Source organism: Cryobacterium sp. PH29-G1, assembly GCF_030063365.1.
In the GTDB taxonomy this organism is placed as follows: Bacteria; Actinomycetota; Actinomycetes; order Actinomycetales; family Microbacteriaceae; genus Cryobacterium.
Genome location: NZ_JASISY010000008.1, coordinates 64,873 through 85,570 on the forward strand (window position 1 = coordinate 64,873; position 20,698 = coordinate 85,570).

General features: G+C 65.2%; 19 protein-coding genes. 1 reads left to right on the forward strand and 18 read right to left on the reverse strand.

The window, feature by feature from the left end; all coding sequences use genetic code 11:
- The first annotated feature begins 3 nt into the window (after window positions 1-3).
- Complete coding sequence (radA, locus tag QMK22_RS11515; protein ID WP_283497790.1) at window positions 4-1,365, forward strand: DNA repair protein RadA; 1,362 nt, start codon at window positions 4-6, stop codon at window positions 1,363-1,365.
- Window positions 1,366-1,428: 63 nt separating this feature from the next.
- Here the strand turns inward: radA and QMK22_RS11520 are convergent, their stop codons facing one another.
- The 18 genes from QMK22_RS11520 to folE all read right to left on the reverse strand — a co-directional run bounded on the left by QMK22_RS11520 (window position 1,429) and on the right by folE (window position 20,693).
- Window positions 1,429-1,836, reverse strand: coding sequence for a dehydrogenase (locus QMK22_RS11520; protein ID WP_283497791.1), 408 nt, complete (start codon window positions 1,834-1,836; stop codon window positions 1,429-1,431).
- Between the two features lie 79 nt (window positions 1,837-1,915).
- Entirely contained in the window at window positions 1,916-2,563 is a 648-nt protein-coding gene (locus tag QMK22_RS11525; protein ID WP_283497792.1) for a hypothetical protein, read from the reverse strand.
- A 147-nt stretch (window positions 2,564-2,710) separates the two neighbouring features.
- Window positions 2,711-7,024, reverse strand: a complete 4,314-nt coding sequence (locus tag QMK22_RS11530; RefSeq protein WP_283497793.1) for an ExeM/NucH family extracellular endonuclease — start codon at window positions 7,022-7,024, stop codon at window positions 2,711-2,713.
- 195 nt (window positions 7,025-7,219) lie between these two features.
- A complete protein-coding gene (locus tag QMK22_RS11535) occupies window positions 7,220-7,732 on the reverse strand; it encodes an amino-acid N-acetyltransferase (RefSeq protein WP_283497794.1) in 513 nt (170 codons plus the stop codon).
- 245 nt (window positions 7,733-7,977) lie between these two features.
- Window positions 7,978-10,503, reverse strand: coding sequence for an ATP-dependent Clp protease ATP-binding subunit (locus QMK22_RS11540; protein WP_283497795.1), 2,526 nt, complete (start codon window positions 10,501-10,503; stop codon window positions 7,978-7,980).
- Window positions 10,504-10,640: 137 nt separating this feature from the next.
- Window positions 10,641-12,104, reverse strand: a complete 1,464-nt coding sequence (gene cls / locus QMK22_RS11545; RefSeq protein WP_283497796.1) for a cardiolipin synthase — start codon at window positions 12,102-12,104, stop codon at window positions 10,641-10,643.
- Window positions 12,105-12,109: 5 nt separating this feature from the next.
- Window positions 12,110-12,289 carry a hypothetical protein gene (locus tag QMK22_RS11550; protein WP_283497862.1) on the reverse strand — a complete coding sequence of 60 codons (180 nt, stop codon included), beginning with the start codon at window positions 12,287-12,289 and terminating at the stop codon, window positions 12,110-12,112.
- Between the two features lie 34 nt (window positions 12,290-12,323).
- Complete coding sequence (locus QMK22_RS11555; RefSeq protein WP_283497797.1) at window positions 12,324-12,470, reverse strand: hypothetical protein; 147 nt, start codon at window positions 12,468-12,470, stop codon at window positions 12,324-12,326.
- Entirely contained in the window at window positions 12,471-14,000 is a 1,530-nt protein-coding gene (lysS, locus tag QMK22_RS11560; protein WP_283497798.1) for a lysine--tRNA ligase, read from the reverse strand.
- 49 nt (window positions 14,001-14,049) lie between these two features.
- A complete protein-coding gene (panC, locus tag QMK22_RS11565) occupies window positions 14,050-14,922 on the reverse strand; it encodes a pantoate--beta-alanine ligase (RefSeq protein ID WP_283497799.1) in 873 nt (290 codons plus the stop codon).
- Entirely contained in the window at window positions 14,919-15,680 is a 762-nt protein-coding gene (locus tag QMK22_RS11570) for a Rossmann-like and DUF2520 domain-containing protein (RefSeq protein ID WP_283497800.1), read from the reverse strand. Before QMK22_RS11570 ends, panC begins: the two co-directional genes overlap by 4 nt.
- Entirely contained in the window at window positions 15,677-17,380 is a 1,704-nt protein-coding gene (locus tag QMK22_RS11575; RefSeq protein WP_283497801.1) for a PH domain-containing protein, read from the reverse strand. The genes QMK22_RS11570 and QMK22_RS11575 overlap by 4 nt, the downstream gene beginning before the upstream one ends.
- Complete coding sequence (locus tag QMK22_RS11580) at window positions 17,377-17,919, reverse strand: PH domain-containing protein (RefSeq protein ID WP_502857565.1); 543 nt, start codon at window positions 17,917-17,919, stop codon at window positions 17,377-17,379. The genes QMK22_RS11575 and QMK22_RS11580 overlap by 4 nt, the downstream gene beginning before the upstream one ends.
- The gene (locus QMK22_RS11585) at window positions 17,912-18,382 is read right to left on the reverse strand and encodes a DUF3180 domain-containing protein (RefSeq protein ID WP_283497802.1); all 471 of its coding nucleotides are present in this window, start codon (window positions 18,380-18,382) and stop codon (window positions 17,912-17,914) included. The genes QMK22_RS11580 and QMK22_RS11585 overlap by 8 nt, the downstream gene beginning before the upstream one ends.
- Window positions 18,379-18,918: a 2-amino-4-hydroxy-6-hydroxymethyldihydropteridine diphosphokinase gene (gene folK, locus QMK22_RS11590; protein ID WP_283497803.1), complete on the reverse strand. Its 540-nt coding sequence runs from the start codon at window positions 18,916-18,918 to the stop codon at window positions 18,379-18,381. The genes QMK22_RS11585 and folK overlap by 4 nt, the downstream gene beginning before the upstream one ends.
- On the reverse strand, window positions 18,915-19,277 hold the full coding sequence (gene folB, locus QMK22_RS11595; protein ID WP_283497804.1) for a dihydroneopterin aldolase: 363 nt from the start codon (window positions 19,275-19,277) through the stop codon (window positions 18,915-18,917). The genes folK and folB overlap by 4 nt, the downstream gene beginning before the upstream one ends.
- The gene (folP, locus tag QMK22_RS11600; RefSeq protein WP_283497805.1) at window positions 19,270-20,127 is read right to left on the reverse strand and encodes a dihydropteroate synthase; all 858 of its coding nucleotides are present in this window, start codon (window positions 20,125-20,127) and stop codon (window positions 19,270-19,272) included. The genes folB and folP overlap by 8 nt, the downstream gene beginning before the upstream one ends.
- Window positions 20,124-20,693 carry a GTP cyclohydrolase I FolE gene (gene folE, locus QMK22_RS11605; RefSeq protein WP_283497806.1) on the reverse strand — a complete coding sequence of 190 codons (570 nt, stop codon included), beginning with the start codon at window positions 20,691-20,693 and terminating at the stop codon, window positions 20,124-20,126. Before folE ends, folP begins: the two co-directional genes overlap by 4 nt.
- Window positions 20,694-20,698 lie beyond the last annotated feature (5 nt).

A 20,698-nucleotide genomic window follows, 5' to 3' on the forward strand; every position in this document is an offset into this window, starting at 1 on the left:
AACATGGCAAAATCCGTTTCCTCCTTTCGCTGCTCCGAGTGCGGCTGGACCACCCTAAAATGGGCGGGCCGCTGCGGCGAATGCCAGCAATGGGGCACCGTCGTCGATGCCGGCCAAACTGCCGGCATCACCCGCAAGCTCAAGGCCATCACTCTCGTGGGCGATGGCATCGCCCGTCCCATCACCCACGTTGAAACGGATGCCGCCGCCCATTGGCCGACCGGCATCAATGAGTTCGACCGAGTGCTCGGCGGCGGTATTGTTCCCGGCTCCGTCATTTTGCTCAGTGGTGAGCCCGGCGTCGGTAAGTCCACGCTGCTGCTCGAAGTCGCTTCCAAGGCCGCCGCAGCGAAGAGCCGCGTGCTCTATGTCAGCGCCGAAGAATCCGTGAGCCAGGTACGGTTGCGGGCCGAGCGCACCAACGCGCTCGAGCCGGAGCTGTATATCGCCGCCGAAACCGACCTCGGCGTCATCCTCGGACAGATCGACGCCGTCAAGCCCGACCTCATCATCATCGACTCGGTGCAGACGGTGTCGAGCGCCCTGTCCGACGGTTCGCCGGGCATGCCCAGCCAGGTGCGGGAAGTGGCATCCACCCTGATTCGGGTGGCCAAAGACCGCAACATACCGGTGCTGCTCGTGGGCCACGTCACCAAAGACGGTTCAATTGCCGGGCCACGGGTGCTCGAGCACCTGGTCGATGTGGTCTGTCAGTTTGAGGGCGACCGGCAGACGTCACTGCGCTTCGTTCGTGCCCTCAAAAACCGCTTCGGGCCCACCGACGAGGTTGGCTGCTTCGAGATGACCGGCGACGGCATCGCCGAGGTACCCGACCCTAGCGGGCTGTTCCTTAGCCGGGCCACCGAGCCGGTCGACGGCACCTGTGTGACCGTGGCGTTAGAAGGTCGTCGGGCCATGCCCGTCGAGGTGCAGGCGCTCGTCACCGACACCCAGGCCCCCAATCCCCGACGCGTCACGAGTGGCGTCGACTCAGCGCGTGTGGCCATGTTGCTCGCGGTGCTTCAGGAACGCGCCGGCATGAACCTGTCCACCAAAGACGTCTATGTGTCGACGGTCGGCGGCATCCGACTGAACGAACCGGCCGCCGATTTGGCGATCGCGTTGGCTATCGCGTCGGCGTTCACCGGACTGGCCGTGGCCCACAACGTGGTCGCGTTCGGCGAGATCAGCCTGGCCGGCGAGGTGCGCGGTGCGCTCATGTCGAAGCAGCGGGTGAACGAGGCCGTGCGGCTCGGCTTCACCACGCAGATCGACGCCGCCTGCGGGTCGATCCACGCGGCGGTCGCCCTCGCTCTCGGTACCAGTCGCAGTTCGCGCGATGCCGAACTTGATCGCGCCTTCTAAGAGCCGAAGATACGCCGGGTCCTCGACCCGGCCGTCCGCTCGTCCCGCGGAACCCTCCGTGGGCTAGTCGGCCTCGTCCTCGCCGAGCTGCGGGCTCAGCGCCTTCAACAGGTCCGCCGGGGCAGCCTGCATGACGTTGGGTCCGGCGATGTCAAAGAAGACCATCTCCAGGGTCGACGCGTGCACGGTGAGAAACTCCCGCAGCCATTGGCCATCGCACACCATGACCTGGGGGTTGGGGTCGTCGGGAACGGTGCGCACGTAATTCTCTGCCGCGGAGAACAGCAGAAGCATCCGCTTGTCGGAGCCTTCACGGCCGAACACGCGCACCTGCGCGGCCTCGCCGTTGACCACGAGTTGCGGCACGATCATGTAATCGTTGCGCAGCGCGTAGGCCACAGCGACGACGTCTTGCGCCGCCAGGGCGGCGGCGAGCGCCTCGGAACGGGTATTGGCAGTCGTATCAGTCACCCATTCATTCAATCAGGCAGGGCCGTGCCCGCCCAGCTGAGCACACATGCCACGAGCGAACGCGCATCACGTTGGCTGGCTACTGCAGAATCATGAGCGCCGGGTCGGCCGCCTCAACGCCGTCCACGCTCACGTGCAGGTAGTACGACGCTCCCCCGGCGGGAACGGCGGTTCGCGTTTCGTCCTGGCAGGTATCAACGGCCGAGCGGGTGCGGTCCCAGGTGATCGGCGTTGCCAGCGGCATAACCACACCCGGTTTGAGCGTCACTTCGGCGTCGACCGGGTCGGTCTGGCAGTCGGTCGAGGTCCAGTAGACGTCCTGGCCGCTCATCACGGTGAACACCTGCTTGCCAGTTCCGGCGTTGATCACACAGTCGGTGGTACCAATATTGGTCAGGCTCAGGGACAGTTGCGGCAACGCGTCGGCCGCGTAGCTGGTCTCGTCGGTGATGGCCGCAACCTGCACTGCGGCCGGATCGCAGGCCGCGCCGTCGACGGCGGTGGCCACCTCGGGAAGGGTGGTGGCGGCATCCGTCGGCGTGGCCGACTCGGTCGTGTCGGTCGCCGGCGTTTTCGGAGAATCGGCATTACCGTTGCTGGCGCCGGGCTTCACGATGATGAGAAAGAGTATGACGAGCACGGCGAGCAGCCCGAGCCCTACTACGAAACGCCGGCGCCGGTACACCTTGCTGGACTGGCGGCCGACCGGTTGCTTGATCGTCGACATGCCCCAAGGCTATTGATGTTCGGCGCCGGCAGCCGGTAATGGCGCGCGTGTCGGGGCCAATTGCTGCCGGAATGCACGAAGCCCGCCCGCCACCGAAAGTTCTCCGGTCGCGGGCGGGCCCGTTTGTTCAGCGCTCTGGGCCGTGGATTACTCCAGGCCGCGACGGCGGCGCTTCAGCATGAGCGCGGCACCGAACACCAGCAGAAAACCGCCGGCGTACAGCCACGGGGTCGTGTCCGTTCCGGTGTTGGCAAGGACGGCTGAGCTGGATTCCGCAACGGTAATGTCGGTCCAACCCAGAACGTTGCCGTCGGCGTCCTGCACGATGATGCGGTGTGCGCCTGCCGACAGGTTGCTTGGCAGGGTGGTGCTTACGTTGCCCTGAGCATCAACCTGCAGCCAGCCACCGAGTTGCACCGGCGTGGAACGAACCCACACTGAGACGAATTCGCCGGCGTGCTGCGCGCCGACGCTAATCGTGATGGCCTCACCCGCACGATACAGCCCCTTGTTGGTCTTAATCATGTGCTGCAGAGCCGCGGTGAGGGCGGCTTCGCCAGCGGATGACGCGGGCACTGTCGGCAGCATCGGCACCGTCGGGCCCGGAACTGTCGGGTCCGTCGGATCGGTCTGGTTGACCGCGATGGCGAGGCGCACGATCGTGCCCGACTCCGCCGCTATCAGCTCGAGCACGCTGTTGGCGGCAGCATCGGCCGGCACGGTGACGGCAACCGTGGCGGTACCGGTCGAATCAACGGATGCCGTACCCACGTCGGTGCCCGACCAGCGCAGCGCGAGCTGCGTGTTCTTCGGAGCTCCGAGCGACGTGAGGTTGAGGTTGCCGACCGTGAAGGTGACGGTGTCGCCCGGGTTGACGGCCGCCGTAGGCGCCCCGGTAATCGAGGCCTGGTTGGCCTTGAACGACGGGGACAGCGGGCTGTTCGTCTGCAGGTAGGAGATCCAGGCGTCCCGATCGACCAGACCCGAATCGCGGGTGGCCGTACCGTTCGTGAACTCACGGAAGTTGTCACCGCCGGTGAGCAGGAAGTTGAACGAACCGATGCGGTACGACTGTGCCGGATCGATCTGTGCGCCGTCGATCCAGATGCCCGTCACGCGGTCTCCGGCGGCGCGGCTGGCATCAAAGGTGTAGTTCACGTTGTCGCTCAGCCCGAGCTGCAGAAACGGACGGCTCGGTATCGTGCCGTCGGCGTTGGTCTGCCACTGCTGCTCAAGAACGGTTTTGAACTGCGCGCCGGTGAGGCTCGTCGTCCACAGGTTATTCAGGAACGGCAGCACGGCGTTCGCTTCGGCGTAGGTGACGACGCCGTCAGGAGCCTGCGACAGGTCGGCGCGCATTCCGCCGGGGTTGACGACGCCGATTTCAGCGCCGCCGATGTTGGGGTCGGCCAGCGAATCGCGCAGCGAGTTCGCAACCAGCGAGCCCAGGGTGGAGGGCGCCATCCGGTCTTCGGAGCAGGGAGCGACTCCATCCGTGCAGGCCCGGGTGATGTCGGCCGTGACCGATCCCACGGGCACGTCACCCAGAATTGCCGCCTCGGCCAGAGCGGCCGTCGTGATCGACTGAACCTCGGCCACGCGCGGGTAGGCGGCCACGAGATCGGCGTCCTCCGCGGTGGAGCGGGCCACGTTGCGGTTTTGCACCGTGGTCGTGTCGCCGGTAGTGAGGTCGTAGCTGAGCACGACCTGGCCGATGTTTGCACCGTAGCTGCCGGTCTGCAGCACGGGGCGGGTCACGCCATCGGCTGCGCCGGGTACCTGAGCGTCCCACGCGTACTGCTTGTGCGTGTGGCCGGTGAAGATCGCATCGACCTCGGCCGAGGTGTCATTGACGATGCTCGCAAAGGCTCCGCCGACGGCCAGCTCCTGCTCGAGCGTCGCGCCGTCCGGGATCCCTTCACCGGCACCTTCGTGGTATTCGGCGATCAGAACATCCGCTTCGCCGTTCAACGGGTCGCCGTCGGTGAGTTGGGCGGCAACGCGGTTGACCGCGGCGACGGGGTCGCCGAAGCTCAGGGTGGCAATTCCGTTGGGCGAGACGAGGGACGGGGTCTCTTCCGTCACCGCGCCGATCACGCCGACTTTCACGCCGGCCACGTCGATGATGGCGTATTCCTGCATCGCGGGGGTTTCGGTGCCCAGCTCGTACACATTGGCTCCGAGGTAGTCGAAGTCTGTCGAGTCAGACACCCGGCCGGTGAGGTCGCCAAAGCCCTGGTCAAACTCGTGGTTGCCAACGCTCGAGGCGGCGAGGGCGAGGGCGTTGAGAACGTCAATGGTGGGCTGGTCTTTCTGCGACGCCGAGGCGAACAGGGAAGCGCCGATATTGTCGCCGCTTGACAGGAAGAGCGAGTTGTCGTCGCCGTATCCGGCCTTCAGTTCCTCGACGGTTCCCGCGAACTTCACGGTGTTGCCGTCGATGCGTCCGTGAAAGTCGTTGATATTGAGCAGGTTCAGCTCGACCGAGGTCGGCGCCGCGAGGTTGAGTCCGAGAACCACCGGGTCGTGATCGGAGGAACGGAACGGATCGGCGGCGTAGAAATCGGTGACGTTGTTGTTGTACCGGCTGTACTCGAGGGCGACCGATTCGACCGAGTTGATGTTCCAGACATCGACGTCGTTCACCGTGGCGTCTGCCTCGGGCGAAGCGAACACGTGGTCAAGCGATCCCACCGTGCCGCCGTAGGCATAAGTGTATTCGCCGCTCTTGGCTTCCTGGTTGATGAAGCCGGCGTCGGTGATTACTTGGATCGGGTCTTCCAGGTCATAGGCGTTGAAGTCACCGGTGAGGAAAACCCGGTCGATGCCCGTGCTGATTTTGAGCCCGTTGGCGAAGTCCACGAGAGCCGTAGCCTGATTCACCCGAGACGCGTTGGAGGCGCCCTGGCCGTCGTTCATATCAGCGTCGACCCCGGTTCCGGAACCCTTCGATTTGAAGTGGTTCACAATGGCAAGGAAGGTGCTGTCGGCGTCGTCGACCAGCTGGAACGCCTGGGCGAGCGGCTGGCGGGCGTTGCTGAAGGCGGCGGCCCCGGTCAGGATCGTGGAGTCGCCGACGGTTTCGATCGAGCCTGCCTTGTAGATGAAGGCTGTACGGATGACATCTTCGTTGGCGGGAAGATCCGCGGGCGAAGCCACGAAAGCCCAGACGGCGCTTCCGGCGGCGGAGTTGAGCGCGGTCACCAAGTTGGCGAGAGCATCGTCACGATCCTTGCCGAATGCGGCCGAGTTCTCGATTTCCTCGAGCGAGACCACGTCGGCGTCGAGGGCGTTGATGGCCGCCACGATCTTTGCCTGCTGGCGTTCGAAGTTGACGCTGTTCGCGGCGCCGCGGGCGTCGCATCCGCTGCGAACCGTGATCGGGTTGTCGGCCCGGTCGGTGTAATACGAGCAGCCGGTGAGCGAATCACCGACGGTGGAGAAGTAGTTCAGCACGTTGAAGCTCGCGAGTCGAACGTCGCCGCCCACATCGCGGGGGGTCATGGTGCGGGTGTCGGCGAACGTGGCGGGTTGCACCGTGGCAGCGTTTGCCGCGGTGAGGGCCTCGGTGGGCTGAAACTTCCAGGCGCTGAAGCGGTAGTCAAGGATGACGGGTTTGGTGAAGGTCACGGCCGCGCCGATGCGCAGCGGGTCAGCAACGGTGAGATAGGGAACCGGAATGTCGCGGTCGGCGCCGGTGAGGTAGTTCGTGCTCGCACCGTCATCGAGGGTCACGGCGCGCGCCGCGTTGGCCGCGATAGCCGCAGTGTATTCGTTCGTTCCCGGCCGCGCGGTGACCGTCGGGTTGACCAGGGGGGTCGTTCCGGCGGCGAGGCCGATCTCGGCGTACTGGTTGGTCGAGTAGTTGTTCGTCACGGTGAAGTCGCCCTGCGGCGCGATCAACATGCCCTCGAGCGACTCGCGCGCGGCATCCGTTTCAGGCAGTGCCACGGTGGCCGGCGTCACATCAACGATTCCGGTCGCGTCGATGGGGGTGATATCGCCGAGCGACGTCACATTGAGGTCGGTGAGACCGTAGTACTCTGCGACCTGTCCGGTGACCGACAGGTAGTCGCCCACCGCAACGGATGCCGCGAGGCTGCCCGTATAGACGAACAGGCCGTCAGACGCGTCGTGCGTGCCCAGGTCGATCATGCCGCCGGTTCCGGCAGTCTGCAGATAGAACCCGTCGAACCCGCCGGTCGGGTAGGCGGCCGTGACGATGCCCTGCGTTTTCACCGTGGCGCCCACGAGGGGGCTCGTGTCGGTCGTGCCCTGGATGGCGTTGATCGGCGTCACCTCACTGGGGGTCCCGGTCGTGGAGTCATCGGCTTCGATGACGACCCCGGTTCCGGCGGGATTGGCGCTGGCCGGTACGGCAATGAGCGGGGCGGCCGCGAGGCTCACCCCGACAAGTGTGGCAAAGACCAGCCTCGAACGGCTGCGAACGACGGATGACATGGATCTCCTCTTATCTAGGACGATGGTCGTGTCATTGCACCCGTGGTCGTGCTGCGAAAAGTCTCCCCGGTCATAGGTCGGCAGGTGCAATAGTTCGCAGCCTACCGACGACCCGTGTCTAGGGGGTAAACTCCTCGTATTTTGCTCTTTTGAGCACGAGCCGTGCCGTGTTGGGGTCGATCCAGCCCAGCGGGATCAGTGCAGCCGCTTCACCATGCGGGTGTTGCCGAGCGTGTTCGGCTTCACCCGGGCGAGGTCGAGAAACTCGGCGACACCCTCATCGGGTGAGCGCACGAGTTCGGCGTAGACGGCCGGGTCAACGGTCTCGGTGCCCATGTCGTTGAACCCGTTGCGGGTGAAGAAACCCACCTCGAAGGTGAGACAGAACAGTCGGCTCAGGCCGAGCTCGCGGGCATCCGCTTCGAGGCGTTGCATCAGCGTGTAGCCCACACCGTGGCCGAGCCGCTGGGCATCGACGGCGAGAGTGCGCACTTCGCCGAGGTCTTCCCAGATCACGTGCAGAGCACCGCAGCCGATCAACTTGCCGGAGGAGTCAACGGCCACTCGAAATTCCTGCACCGCCTCGTAGAACACCACCCGGTCTTTGCCGAGCAGAATGCGCTGCTGCACGAGCGGCTCGACGAGCGCTTCAATGCCGGGTACATCGCTCGTGCGCGCACGGCGCACCGAATATTCCAGTTCACTCATGGCAGACGTCCCTTTCGTGGCCCAGGCAGGTCAAACAACTAGTCTATGGACGCTTGAGCAACCCTTTTTCCATTCCTCGCGCATTACTCCTGCAAATTGCGGGCATCCGTACCGGTGACCGGCGGAAAGACACGGGGTGGCGCCTGGGCGTCGTGAAATTGCAGGAGTTATGCGCTGGGACACAAAAAAATGGGCCGAACCCGTGGAGACCGCGGTCTCACCGGGTTCGGCCCACTCTGACCGGGCTAGTCGCTCGTGATGGCGAGGTCGGGCGTGCTCGGACCGGTACCAACTGCGGCGGCGGTGTTCACTCCCACGCCGACCGGGTCGACCCGGGTCGTCGTCGTGAAGATGTATTCGCCGTCGACGTAGTCCACGTGCACGTGGTCACCGGCGTTGAGCTCCCCCTGCAGAATCTTCTCTGACAGGCGGTCCTCCACCTCGCGCTGGATGGCGCGACGCAGCGGACGCGCTCCGAGCGTCGGGTCGAATCCAACCTCGATCAGGTGCTCCTTGGCCGGAAGGGTGACCTCAACGGTCATGTCGCGGTCGAGCAGACGCACGCCCAGACGCTTGATGAACAGGTCAACGATCTGCAGAAGCTCCGGCTTGGTCAGCTGCGGGAACACGATGATCTCGTCCACGCGGTTGAGGAACTCGGGCTTGAAGTGCTTCTTCAGCTCGTCTTTCACCTTGCCGGCCATGCGCTCGTACCCGGTGGTGGTGTCGCCTTCCAGCTGAAAGCCGACCGGTCCGCCCGAGATGTCCTTGGTGCCGAGGTTGGTGGTCATGATGATGACGGTGTTCTTGAAGTCGACAACGCGACCCTGGCCATCCGTCAACCGGCCCTCTTCCAGAATCTGGAGCAGGGAGTTGAAGATGTCGGGGTGAGCCTTCTCGATCTCGTCGAACAGCACCACGGAGAACGGCTTGCGCCGCACCTTCTCGGTGAGCTGGCCACCCTCCTCGAAGCCGACGAACCCGGGAGGCGCACCGAACAGGCGCGAAACGGTGTGCTTCTCCCCGTACTCACTCATGTCGAGCGAGATCATGGCGGCTTCATCGTCGAACAGGAACTCGGCGAGGGCCTTGGCCAGCTCGGTCTTGCCGACGCCGGTGGGGCCGGCGAAGACGAAGGATCCGGAGGGACGCTTCGGGTCCTTCAGACCGGCACGGGTGCGACGGATGGTCTTGGCGAGCGCCGAGATGGCCTCTTCCTGACCGATGACGCGCTGGTGCAGGGCCTTCTCCATGAAGACGAGCCGCGAGGACTCCTCTTCGGTGAGCTTGAACACCGGAATGCCGGTGGCCTGAGCGAGAACTTCGGCGATCAGGCCTTCGTCGACGACCGCGGTGGTCTTGACGTCGCCCGACTTCCATTTCTTCTCAAGGCGCAGACGCTCACCGAGAAGGTTTTTCTCCTCGTCGCGCAGGCCGGCGGCCTTCTCGAAGTCCTGTTCCTCGATGGCGAGCTCCTTGGCGGCACGCACCACGGCGATCTTCTCGTCGAATTCGCGCAGCTCCGGCGGGCTCGACAGGATCGAGAGGCGCAGGCGAGCGCCGGCCTCGTCGATCAGGTCAATGGCCTTGTCGGGAAGGAACCGGTCGGAGACGTAGCGGTCGGCGAGATTCGCCGCGGCCACGAGGGCACCGTCGGTGATGGACACCTTGTGGTGCGCTTCGTAGCGGTCGCGCAGTCCCTTGAGAATGTTGATGGTGTGCGGCAGCGACGGCTCGTTCACCTGGATCGGCTGGAAGCGGCGCTCGAGTGCGGCATCCTTCTCGAAGTGCTTGCGGTACTCGTCGAGGGTGGTCGCACCGATGGTCTGCAGCTCACCGCGGGCGAGCAGCGGCTTGAGAATCGACGCGGCGTCGATGGCGCCCTCGGCGGCACCCGCACCCACCAGGGTGTGGATCTCGTCGATGAAGACGATGATGTCGCCGCGGGTGCGGATCTCCTTGGTGACCTTCTTCAGGCGCTCTTCGAAGTCACCGCGATAGCGGCTACCGGCGATGAGCGAGCCGAGGTCGAGCGAGTACAGTTGCTTGTCCTTCAGCGTCTCGGGCACATCGCCCTTGACGATGGCCTGGGCGAGGCCCTCAACGACGGCGGTCTTGCCGACGCCGGGCTCACCGATCAGCACCGGGTTGTTCTTGGTGCGACGCGAGAGGATCTGCATGACCCGCTCGATTTCTTTCTCGCGCCCGATGACCGGGTCGAGTTTGTTGTCGCGGGCCATCTGGGTGAGGTTGCGACCGAACTGGTCGAGCACCTGGCTGCCGGCCGTGCTGGCCGCCTGCTCGTTGGCGCCAACCTGCACCTGCTCCTTGCCCTGGTAACCGGAGAGGAGCTGGATGACCTGCTGGCGCACGCGGTTGAGGTCGGCGCCGAGCTTCACGAGAACCTGGGCGGCAACGCCCTCACCCTCGCGAATGAGTCCGAGCAGAATGTGCTCGGTTCCGATGTAGTTGTGGCCGAGCTGCAGCGCTTCGCGCAGGCTCAGCTCGAGGACCTTCTTCGCACGCGGCGTGAAGGGGATGTGGCCGGTGGGCTGCTGCTGCCCCTGGCCGATGATGTCCTGAACCTGCTCGCGCACGGCATCCAGCGAGATGCCGAGGCTCTCAAGAGCCTTCGCGGCGACGCCTTCACCCTCGTGAATCAGCCCGAGCAGAATGTGCTCGGTACCGATGTAGTTGTGGTTGAGCATCTTGGCCTCTTCCTGGGCCAAAACGACGACGCGACGAGCTCGGTCGGTAAATCTCTCAAACATATGATCGCTCCCTTGGCGCCAGGGCAGTTGGTGCCGTTACATCGAGAGTAGCCAGCCTGCGCCGCTCGCGCGTGTTTGTTCGCCCTAGGCGTGACGGATACTGTGCGCCGCCCCCGTCCGCCCCCGCCGGACGGTCGTTATTGTACGGCCGAGGTGAGCCGGGCGAGGTTGTCGAGGATGGTGGAGCGCAGGGGTTGCTTGCGCCATTCCTCCAGGGTCAGCTCACGGCTGTTGCGACGGTTCTCGTCTTCCATGGCGCGCAGATTGCGCACGAACGAGCGCCCGCGCACCATGAGCGACACTTCCATGTTGAGGCTGAACGAACGCTGGTCCATATTGCTCGACCCGACCACCGCGACCTCATCATCGATGGTGAAGTGCTTGGCGTGCAAAATGTAAGGCGCCTTGTACATGTAAATGCGCACGCCGGCGGTCAGTAGCTCCTCGTAGTAGGAACGCTGGGCGTGGTAGACGACAGCCTGGTCGCCGATCTCCGACACGAAGAGTTCCACGTGCAGCCCGCGCTGCACGGCTGTCGTTATGGCGTACATGATCGATTCGTCTGGCACGAAGTACGGGCTGGTGATGATGATGCGATCCTGCGCGTAGTAGAGCAGGGCGAGGAACAGCCGTAGGTTGTTCTCTCCCTTGAACCCGGGGCCGCTCGGCACCACCTGGCAGTCGAGGGCGTCCGTCACGGGCCGCGGATGCACCGGCTCGATGTCGCGGGTGAGAAGCTCGTTGGTCTCGCTGTACCAATCCGTGATGAAAATCGCGTTGAGCCCCGACACGATCGGGCCTTCCAGCCGGGTCATGAAGTCTTTCCACTGCAGGCCACGTCGAATGTTGCGCTTCATGTTGTACGAGCGGTCGATGATGTTCTGCGATCCCATAAACCCCACCAGCCCATCAACGATGAGCAGCTTGCGGTGGTTGCGCAGGTCTGGTCGTTGCCATTTGCCCTTGAACGGCTGCACCGGAAGCATGAGCTCCCACGAAATGCCGGCATCCGTCAGTCGTTTCTTGGTTTGACGAAAGCCGGGCTTGCGCATGGACTGAATGTGGTCCATAAGCACCCGCACTCTTACGCCACGGTTGTGAGCATTCTCCAGCGCGTCGAAGAAGGGCGCCGTGGTGTGGTCGAGCGAGAGAATGTAGAACTCGACGTGCACGTATTTTTTTGCCCGGTCGATGTCGGCGATCATGGTGTCGAAGGCCACCTGGTATTCGCCGATCAGGCTTGCCGTGTTGTCACCGACGAGCGGCATCGCTCCGAGATTCCGGTTCAGTTCGACGACCGATTCCAGCCAGGTCGGCCACGGGTGGTCGCGGCGAACCAGTTCCATGCCGTCGGTGCTGTTGAGAATGAACGCGTTGATTTCATCCTGCATCAGCCGGCGCTTCTTCGGCAGCGTACGGTAGCCGATCAGCAGAAAGAGCAGAACCCCGAGGTAGGGAATGAAGAAGATGGTCAACAACCAGGCCATGCCCGACATGGGACGTCGGTTGCGCGGCACCACGATGATGGCAACGACTCGTACGGAGAAGTCAACGATCAGGGCCAGCAGAACGGTGATGGTCGAGCCGTCGACACCGAACATCGGGTTTAGGTGACCGGTTTGTCGAGACCGAGCCTGGCGCGTTCTTCGGCTTCGATTTGGGCGTACACCTTACGTTCGGTGCGGTCGGCGCGCAGGATTGAGCGCATCAGCATCCAGAAGACGAGGCCGAGCAGGATGGTGGGCACGACCGAATAGATCGCGTTTCCCCAAAAGTTCTCAATCACGGTCCTAGCCTACGCGTAAAGGCTGCGATCCCGGCTACTTGCTGAGCAGGCCGATGATGCCGCTGCTCAGAAAGTACACGCCGATGCCGCCGACAATCACCCAGAGAGCGATGCGGCTCATCGACGGCGGCTTGCGGCCGCCCTTGTCGGGCTTTAATTCGTCGTCAGGCAGGAAGCTCATTTATTTCACCAGGGGAAAGAGGATCGTTTCGCGAATGCCGAGGCCCGTCAATGCCATCAGCATTCGGTCGATGCCCATGCCCATGCCGCCGGTCGGCGGCATGCCGTACTCCAGAGCGCGCAAAAATTCTTCATCGAGGCGCATGGCCTCGGGGTCTCCCCCGGCGGCGAGGCTCGCCTGTTCAATGAAGCGTTCGCGCTGCACGACCGGGTCAACCAGCTCGGAGTAGCCGGTGGCCAGTTCGAAGCCGCGCACGTAAAGGTCCCATTTCTCGACGACGCCGGCCACGGAACGGTGGCCGCGCACGAGCGGGCTGGTGTCGATCGGAAAGTCCATCACGAAGGTGGGGCGCACGAGGTCACCCTTGACGAAGTGCTCCCACAGCTCTTCCACGTACTTACCGTGAATGGGGTGATCAATCTCAATGCCTTCCCGCGCGGCGAGGGCGACAAGGTCAGCGAGCGGTGTCTCGGGGGTGATCACGATGCCGGCTGCCGCCGACAGGCTGTCGTACATGCCGATGCGGTCCCAGTCACCACCAAGGTCGAACAGGGTGCCGTCAGCCCAGGTCACCACGTGTGAGCCGGCGATGGCGAAGGCGGCATCCTGAATCAACTTTTGGGTGAGATCGGCGATGGAATTGTAATCGCCATACGCCTCATAGGCCTCGAGCATCGCGAATTCGGGCGAGTGGGTGGAATCGGCGCCCTCATTGCGAAAGTTGCGGTTGATCTCGTAGACGCGGTCGATGCCGCCGACCACGGCGCGCTTCAAAAAGAGTTCCGGTGCGATGCGCAGGAAGAGCTCGGTGTCGAAGGCGTTGCTGTGGGTCTGGAAGGGGCGAGCGGATGCGCCGCCGTGCATCACCTGCAGCATCGGGGTCTCGATCTCGATGAACTCGAGGTCAGTGAATGTCTTGCGCAGGCTCGCAACGGCCTTCGAGCGGGAGAGTACGTTGGTGCGGGCCTGTTCGCGGCTGATCAGGTCGAGGTAGCGGCTACGCACCCTGGTCTCTTCGCTGAGTTCGCTGTGCAGGTTGGGCAGCGGCAGCAGCGCCTTGGCGGCGACCTGCCAGTCGGTGACCATGATCGACAGTTCGCCGCGACGGCTGGAGATGACCTCGCCGGTGACGAACAGATGGTCGCCCAGGTCGACCAGGTCCTTCCACGAGGCGAGGGACTCCGCACCGACGGCGGCGAGGGAGACCATCGCCTGAATCCGGGTGCCGTCGCCACTCTGCAGGCTCGCGAAACAGAGCTTGCCGGTGTTGCGCAGGTGCACGATGCGGCCGGCCAAGCCGACGATGACGCCGGTGGTGGCATCCGCTTCGAGGGTGCCGAAATCGGCGCGCACGGCCGGAATCGTGTGTGTGACCGGTACCGACACCGGGTAGGCCCCGCCAGCAGGGCTCGCGGCAGCCGCGTTCAAGCGGTCGCGCTTGCCGAGGCGAACGGCCTTCTGCTCGTTCATCTCCGCGTCGGAGAAGCCCTCAGCGTCGTCGTGCGAGGCGGTGGTGGGGTTCTGGCTCATGCGGTTCTCCGTTGGTGCTGTCAGTTCAAGTGTGAGCGGATACTGCGGGTCACCCGAGACGGATCGCCACGTTGTCGATCAGCCGGGCGGTGCCGACCCTCGCGGCCACGAGCATCCGGGCCGGCCCGTGATAGTCGCCCGGCACGACCAGAAAAGTCTGCGGGTGCACGATCACGAGATAGTCCAGTTTAACCAGCGGTTCGAGGTCAATGCGCGCGTGCGCTGCGGCGAGGGCGGCAGTCGGGCCGTCCGGACCGGCCGCGGCGGCGGCACTCAGCCCGGCGAACAGCGCCTGTGCGGCAGTGTGCTGCGGCTCGTCGAGGTAGCGATTACGGCTCGACAGGGCCAGCCCGCTCGGTTCGCGCACGGTTTCCACGACCTCGATCGCGCTGCACACGTTGAGATCGGCGACCATCCGCTGCACCAGAAACACCTGCTGCCCGTCTTTTTGGCCGAACACGGCTGCGTCGGGTGTCACGATATTGAGCAGTTTCGCAACAACCGTGAGCATGCCGTCAAAGTGGCCCGGGCGTGCAGCGCCCTCATACAGGGAGCCGACCTCGCCGGTAACGACCCGGGTATCGCTCGCCCCGCCCGGGTACATCTCGCGGGCACTCGGCGCGAACACAAACGTCACATTTTCGTTCGCTAGGGCTGCGAGGTCGGCGTCGAGCGTGCGCGGATAGCTGTCCAGATCTTCGCCGGCGCCGAATTGCAGCGGGTTGACGAATATCGACACGACCACGATGTCGCCGAGCGCGTGCGCCCGGCGCACCAGCGCGAGGTGACCGGCGTGCAGGGCTCCCATGGTCGGCACGAGCACGATTCGGGTGTCTGCGCCGGTCAGCGCCGCGCGCTCGCGGGCCTGCCCCAGACGATCGCGCAGTTCGGGGATGGTGCTGAGTACTTCAATGTTGTTCATTCGACCTCCCGGTCGTCGTCAAGCGGATGCTGATGGTGCTCAATCTCGTCGAATCCCGCCAGGTCGAGTCGGCCGCCGCTCGTGCGCCCGAGGGCGTTCTCCATTGCAGAGCGCAACAGCGGTCCAAGGATAGCTCCCGGCTGCTCAAGGCCGATCCCGGCCAGCAACCCGGTGGCCTGCTCCACGATCGAGGTCGAGAAGGAGGTGGCGATCTGAATGGCTTCGGCATAGCTGGCCCGGTCGTTCTCGTCGACGATGAGCGGTTCGCCGCCCATTTCTACGGCGAGCGCCTGGCCGATCGGCAGCACCGGGCCGGGCGCGGTCACGGCAAAGTAACTGTCGGCGAGCCGGGCCAGGTCGAGGCTGGTGCCGGTGAAGGCCATGGCCGGGTGGATGGCGAGCGGGATCGCGCCAGCGGCCTGCGCCGGCGCGAGCACCGCGGTGCCGTAGCGCGCGGAGGTGTGCAGAACGAGCTGGCCCGGCCGCCACGTGTTCGTCGCGGCGAGGCCCTGCACGAGGCTCGCCAACTGCGAGTCGGGTACCGCAATGATGACCAGTTCGCTGCGTTCGACGACCTCGGGCACGGTCAGAATAGGGACCAGCGGCAAGATGGCTTCGGCGCGGTCCCGGCTCGCCCGCGAGATCGCCGAAATGCCGACAATGGCGTGGCCGGCCCCCGCGAGGGCCGCGCCGAGAATGGGGCCGACGTGGCCGGCACCGATGATTCCCACGCCGAGGCGTCCCGGTTTGACATTCATTCGGCTGCTCCTGGCGTTGCTGTCGGCGTGGTGGGAGCCTCGGTCTGACTCCAGTGATGGCTGGTGTCGGCGCGGGCCGAGCGCACCGCGCCCGTCGACATCCAGGTGAAGAGCACCAACGCTTCGTCGACGTCGAGGACGCTGAGGGAAGCGGAAACCGGGCCGGAAACCGTGTGCAGATCGGCCGAGGCGAGGCGCAACCGACGGCGCACGGGGCCCTGGCTGATGCCCACGCCCTGCATGCGGGCTAGGGGCACGAGAATCAAGTCGCGGGAGAGTACGCCGCGCCGAATCAGCGCGACGTTGCCCGAAACCGCCCAGCCGGTGCGCCACCACGAGAACGGGCGCAGCCAGACCGCACGCGCTGGCGCGTTGCTGTAGAAATCGGCAATGCCGGCATCGCGTTTGCGACCGCCCAGCATGCCGTTTTCGATCAGGGCACGATGAGTATCGGTGTCAAACCCGGGCAGCACCATTTGGAGCACCTTTTCGACGTCGGCCAGAGTACCGACCGGCAGGATGATGGAGCTCGTGGCGGGGGTGGAACTACGACCGGAAGCCTGCCCTGCCGTGTTGATGTTGATCTGCCACCAGCCGGACCGGCGCCAGAGAATGGGCTGGGATACCTTGATCGCATGGATGCGCCCCGGCGGCAGGGTCTGGTTGCTCGTGGAGAGCAGACCGAAGCCGATACGCACCCCATCGGGAGTGCCCGCGATCGTGAACCGCAACTGTTTGGTGATGCGGGAGAAGTAATAGCCGACGCTGCCGATCAGGCCCGGCAGTACGGCCACGAGCACCCAGCCGCTACTTCCGGCGATCACACTGGTGATGAGCCCGAAGACGGCCAGAATCAGAAAGACGGTGAAGCCGCTGAGCACGACAGACCCGATCAGCCGCCCCGGTGGGATGCGCACGACCGACTCGGGTGGGGCGGCATCCGGGTCCAGCTCCGGGGCCACAAACTCGCTGTAGCGGGCAGCCGCGAAATCACCGAAGGCGGAATGCGGGGTGGCCGCGGCATCGTCACCGGGTGCGATCAGCGCCGGGTTCACGTGTGGTGCCGGCGTCACGGCCGAGGGCGACGTGACGAATGGTGCGGCGAGCGCATCCGGCGGGGTGGTCGGTTGTCGAGCCTGGCGCAGGCCCGAGGCGAGGTGCAGCAGGTCTCGGCGCAGGTCATCCGCAAGCTTCGAGCCGAGGTAGGCCAGTTGCACGTTGCCGTCTTGTCCGGCCACCGTGATTTCGAGCCGGGCCGCGCCGAACAGACGGGGAAACAACGGTCGGGCCAGGTTGACGCCCTGCACGCGGTCCAGACGGGCCTTGCGATTGCTGCGAAAGATGAGTCCGGTGCGCACCTCGACGATTTCGCCGCTCACGCGAAAGGTATGCATGCGCCAGGAGAGGTAAAACACCACGAGAATGACGATGAGCACGCCCGCGATGATCAGAAGTGCCCAGCCGAGGGCTCCGCGTTGATAAATCTCGTCGATCGGGTTGCCGGCGTAGTTCTCTTCGCCGATGAACAGGTCGATGAGCCGTTCGCGCAGGTTGGCGACGAGGAAACCGATAATGGCCACCATGAAGATGCCGCCGCGCAGCAGCGGTGTGGCCGGGTGCAGGTGATGCCATTCACCGTCGGTGAGGTCGGTGCGCGGCACCGCGCGGGGCGCCGGAACCGCAGCGACCGGATCGCTCACAGCCCGGCCCGACGACTCTCCGCGAGCTCGACCAACCGGTCGCGGAGGTTCTCGGCGTCGGCCTCGGCGAGGCCGGGAATCGAGACCCCGGCCGATGCCGCGGCCGTCACGAATTTAAGATCGGCCAGGCCGAGCCAGCGCGCGACCGGGCCGCGGTTGATGTCGATCAATTGCATGCGCCCGTAGGGCACCGCAACGAAACGTTGAAACAGTATCCCGCGGCGAAAGAGCAGGTCGTCTGCCCGCAGTTGATAGCCGATGGCACGCACGCGGCGCGGTTCGAATACCAGGTTGACCACGGTCACGACGAGCACCGCGATACCCACCCACAGTGCCCAGGTCTGGTCGAGCAGCAGCCAGAGCAGGGTCGCTCCGCCGCAGATGACGACGCCGTTGACGATGGTACCGACAATCTCCACCAGCACGTGTTTCGGAGAGACTCGCTTCCATTCCCCGACGTCGGGCAGCTCCAGCCGCTCCGACGGATCGGGCGAGTGCGCTTCGGGCAGGCTGGCATCAGGCACTTCGCGTTCAGGCACGCGTACCTCCGGACTCGTCGGTGTCGTCGTCGGGCGGAAGGGTGCAAAAATGTTCGGCTACGAGGCCGGCCGCCAGCATGACGGCGCCACCGATGGCCATGCCGATCGCGAGCCAGAGCGACGTGAGCGCGGGGACCACCGATCGGGTCAGCACGTACAGCACCACGCCGAGGGCGGCGCCGAGCAGCAGTGAGGCCGACAGCGACGTCGCCTTGGAGAGCACGGCAACCCGCATCGCCCAGAATGGATCGATGCGCCGCAGCGCCTTGCGCCGGCTGCTCTGGCGTACCTGCCGGGCCAGACTCACGACGAGCGCGCCCAGCAGAACCAACGTCAACGGCAGGGTTACCGGGGGAACCACAATCGGGGCTCCCGATGCCGCGAAGGCGATCTCAACCAGAAAGCCGATCACCAGGCCGATCAGCAGAACGGCGAGCAGGCCGGTCGCGTGCGAACGCTTCATCGCGGCACGCTCGGCGCCGAGTCGGGGGGCGTGGCATCCGCTATGCGGCGCACGGTGTTGGCGGTCGCGGCCAGCAGGTCGCGCACCAGCCCGCGGCCGGGGATGGCGGCGTCCGCATCCAGGTCGAGCCAGGGAGCGAGCACGAAGTCGCGTTCCGCTGCCCGCGGGTGCGGCAGGGTCAGGCGTTCATCATTGACGCTCATCTGACCGAACACGATGAGATCGATATCGAGCGTGCGGTCACCCCAGCGTTCGGCGCGCACCCGACCGTGCTCAGCCTCGATGGCGTTGACGGCGTGCAGCAGGGTGTGCGGGTCGCCGATATAGTCCATGGTCAGCACGGCATTGAGATAGCGCGGGGCGGTCTCGTCCACACCGTCGAGTTTCACGGCGGCGGATTCATAGACGGGCGACAGGGCGACGAATGCGGCACCGGGCAGAGCCGCGAGATCGCGCACGGCACCGGTCAGGGTCCCCGCCCGGTCGCCGAGGTTGCTGCCGAGGGCCAGCACGACGCGTGTTGCGGCACCGGTCATGGCCGCGACCGGGTGATCTGCACGGCTACGTCGGTAAAGGGCACCGATATCGGAGCGGATGGCTTGTGAACCGTGACCCGCACCCGGAGCGCCGGCGCATGGGCGAGCACGACGTTCGCGATGCGTTCCGCAACGGTTTCGATGAGGTCGACCGGGTTGTGTCGGGCCGCGTCGGTGACCTCTTCGGCCAGTTCGCCATAGTGGATGGTCTGGGTCACGTCGTCGCTCGCAGCAGCCGTCATCAGATCCAGCCAGACGGTCACGTCAATGACGAACTCCTGGCCGTTTTCTTTCTCAAAATCGTAGACGCCGTGGTGGGCGTTCACCCGCAGGCCGGTGAGGGTGATCGAATCAGTCATGGGTCCATTGTGACGGACGTTGCATGCCGCCCGGCACGTCTCTCGGTGTTCCCATCGTCGATCGCGCCACACTGTCGAGCACAGTGAGGGCCGCGCGGGTCGCCGCGACGTCGTGCACGCGCACCGCCCACGCGCCTGCCTGGGCGGCCAGCACGCTGACGACGGCCGTCGGCAGGTCGCGGGCGATGACCGGTGCGCCATCCGGCAGCACCGCAGCGAGAAAGCGTTTACGCGATGCTCCGACCATCACCGGGAGGCCCAGTTCGGCGAATGCGTCAAGCCGGTTGATGAGCTGCCAGTTGTGCTCGGGTTTCTTGGAGAACCCGAGTCCGGGGTCAAGCACAATCCGCTCCCGATCCACCCCGGCCGCTGTCAACGCGTCGACCCGGGCACCCAGAGCGGCGATGACGTCGGTGACAACGTCGTCATACTCCGCCAGGGTGTCCATTTGTTGGGCGTGAGCACGCCAGTGCATCGCTACATAGGTGAGGCCGGTTTCGGCCGCGACCGCGGCCATGCCGGGGTCGGCGAGCCCACCGGACACGTCATTGATGATGCTCGCGCCCGCTTTCGCCGCAGCGAGGGCCGTCGCGGCGTTGAGCGTGTCGATGCTCAGCCGCAGCCCCTGCCTGGCCAGTTCGGTGACCACGGGAATGATGCGGCGTTGTTCCAGTTCCGGCGTGACGCGGGTGGCACCGGGCCGGGTAGATTCACCGCCCACATCGATCAGATCGGCGCCCTGAGCGTGCAGCAGCAGACCGTGCTCGATAGCGGCATCCGTTGACGCCCACTGTCCGCCGTCGCTGAAGGAATCGGGGGTGACATTGAGCACACCCATGATGAGTGTCATCCGCCCGCCGCAATGAGCGCGATGATTTCGGCGCGGGCCGCCGGCTCGGTCAGGGAACCGCGGGAGGCCATGGTCACGGTCGAACTGGCGCTCTGTCGCGGGCCGCGGGTGCCGACACAGCCGTGCACGGCATCCAGAACGACGAGCACGCCGAGGGGATCGAGCCCCTGTTGCAGCGCGTCGGCGATCTCTTCGGTGAGTCGTTCCTGCAGTTGGGGCCGCGCCGCGATGGTCTCCACCACGGCGGGCAACCGACCGAGGCCCACAACTCGATCGCGGGGCAGGTACGCCACATGAGCGGTGCCCAGAAACGGCAGCAGGTGGTGTTCGCAAACAGAACGGAAGGCGATATCGCGCAGCAGAACGAGTTCACCGGTGCTGTCACCGACGGGCACGAAGTCCTGCAGCAGGTCCTGGGGGTCCTGGCCGAGTCCCGCGAAGAACTCGGTGTAGGCATCCGCTACTCGTCGTGGCGTGCTTTCCAGGCCGACCCGCTCGGGATCCTCACCGATAGCAGCGAGAATCTCCGAGACGGCCGCCTGGATGCGCGCCCTGTCCACTGCCACGAGCG

Coding starts and splice junctions, on each gene's coding strand:
- radA (WP_283497790.1), top strand. CDS start 4: ATGGCAAAATCCGTTTCCTCCTTTCGCTGCTCCGAGTGCGGCTGGACC.
- QMK22_RS11525 (WP_283497792.1), bottom strand. CDS start 2,563: ATGTCGACGATCAAGCAACCGGTCGGCCGCCAGTCCAGCAAGGTGTAC.
- QMK22_RS11530 (WP_283497793.1), bottom strand. CDS start 7,024: ATGTCATCCGTCGTTCGCAGCCGTTCGAGGCTGGTCTTTGCCACACTT.
- QMK22_RS11535 (WP_283497794.1), bottom strand. CDS start 7,732: ATGAGTGAACTGGAATATTCGGTGCGCCGTGCGCGCACGAGCGATGTA.
- QMK22_RS11540 (WP_283497795.1), bottom strand. CDS start 10,503: ATGTTTGAGAGATTTACCGACCGAGCTCGTCGCGTCGTCGTTTTGGCC.
- cls (WP_283497796.1), bottom strand. CDS start 12,104: ATGTTCGGTGTCGACGGCTCGACCATCACCGTTCTGCTGGCCCTGATC.
- QMK22_RS11555 (WP_283497797.1), bottom strand. CDS start 12,470: ATGAGCTTCCTGCCTGACGACGAATTAAAGCCCGACAAGGGCGGCCGC.
- lysS (WP_283497798.1), bottom strand. CDS start 14,000: ATGAGCCAGAACCCCACCACCGCCTCGCACGACGACGCTGAGGGCTTC.
- panC (WP_283497799.1), bottom strand. CDS start 14,922: ATGAACAACATTGAAGTACTCAGCACCATCCCCGAACTGCGCGATCGT.
- QMK22_RS11570 (WP_283497800.1), bottom strand. CDS start 15,680: ATGAATGTCAAACCGGGACGCCTCGGCGTGGGAATCATCGGTGCCGGC.
- QMK22_RS11585 (WP_283497802.1), bottom strand. CDS start 18,382: ATGAAGCGTTCGCACGCGACCGGCCTGCTCGCCGTTCTGCTGATCGGC.
- folK (WP_283497803.1), bottom strand. CDS start 18,918: ATGACCGGTGCCGCAACACGCGTCGTGCTGGCCCTCGGCAGCAACCTC.
- folB (WP_283497804.1), bottom strand. CDS start 19,277: ATGACTGATTCGATCACCCTCACCGGCCTGCGGGTGAACGCCCACCAC.
- folP (WP_283497805.1), bottom strand. CDS start 20,127: ATGACACTCATCATGGGTGTGCTCAATGTCACCCCCGATTCCTTCAGC.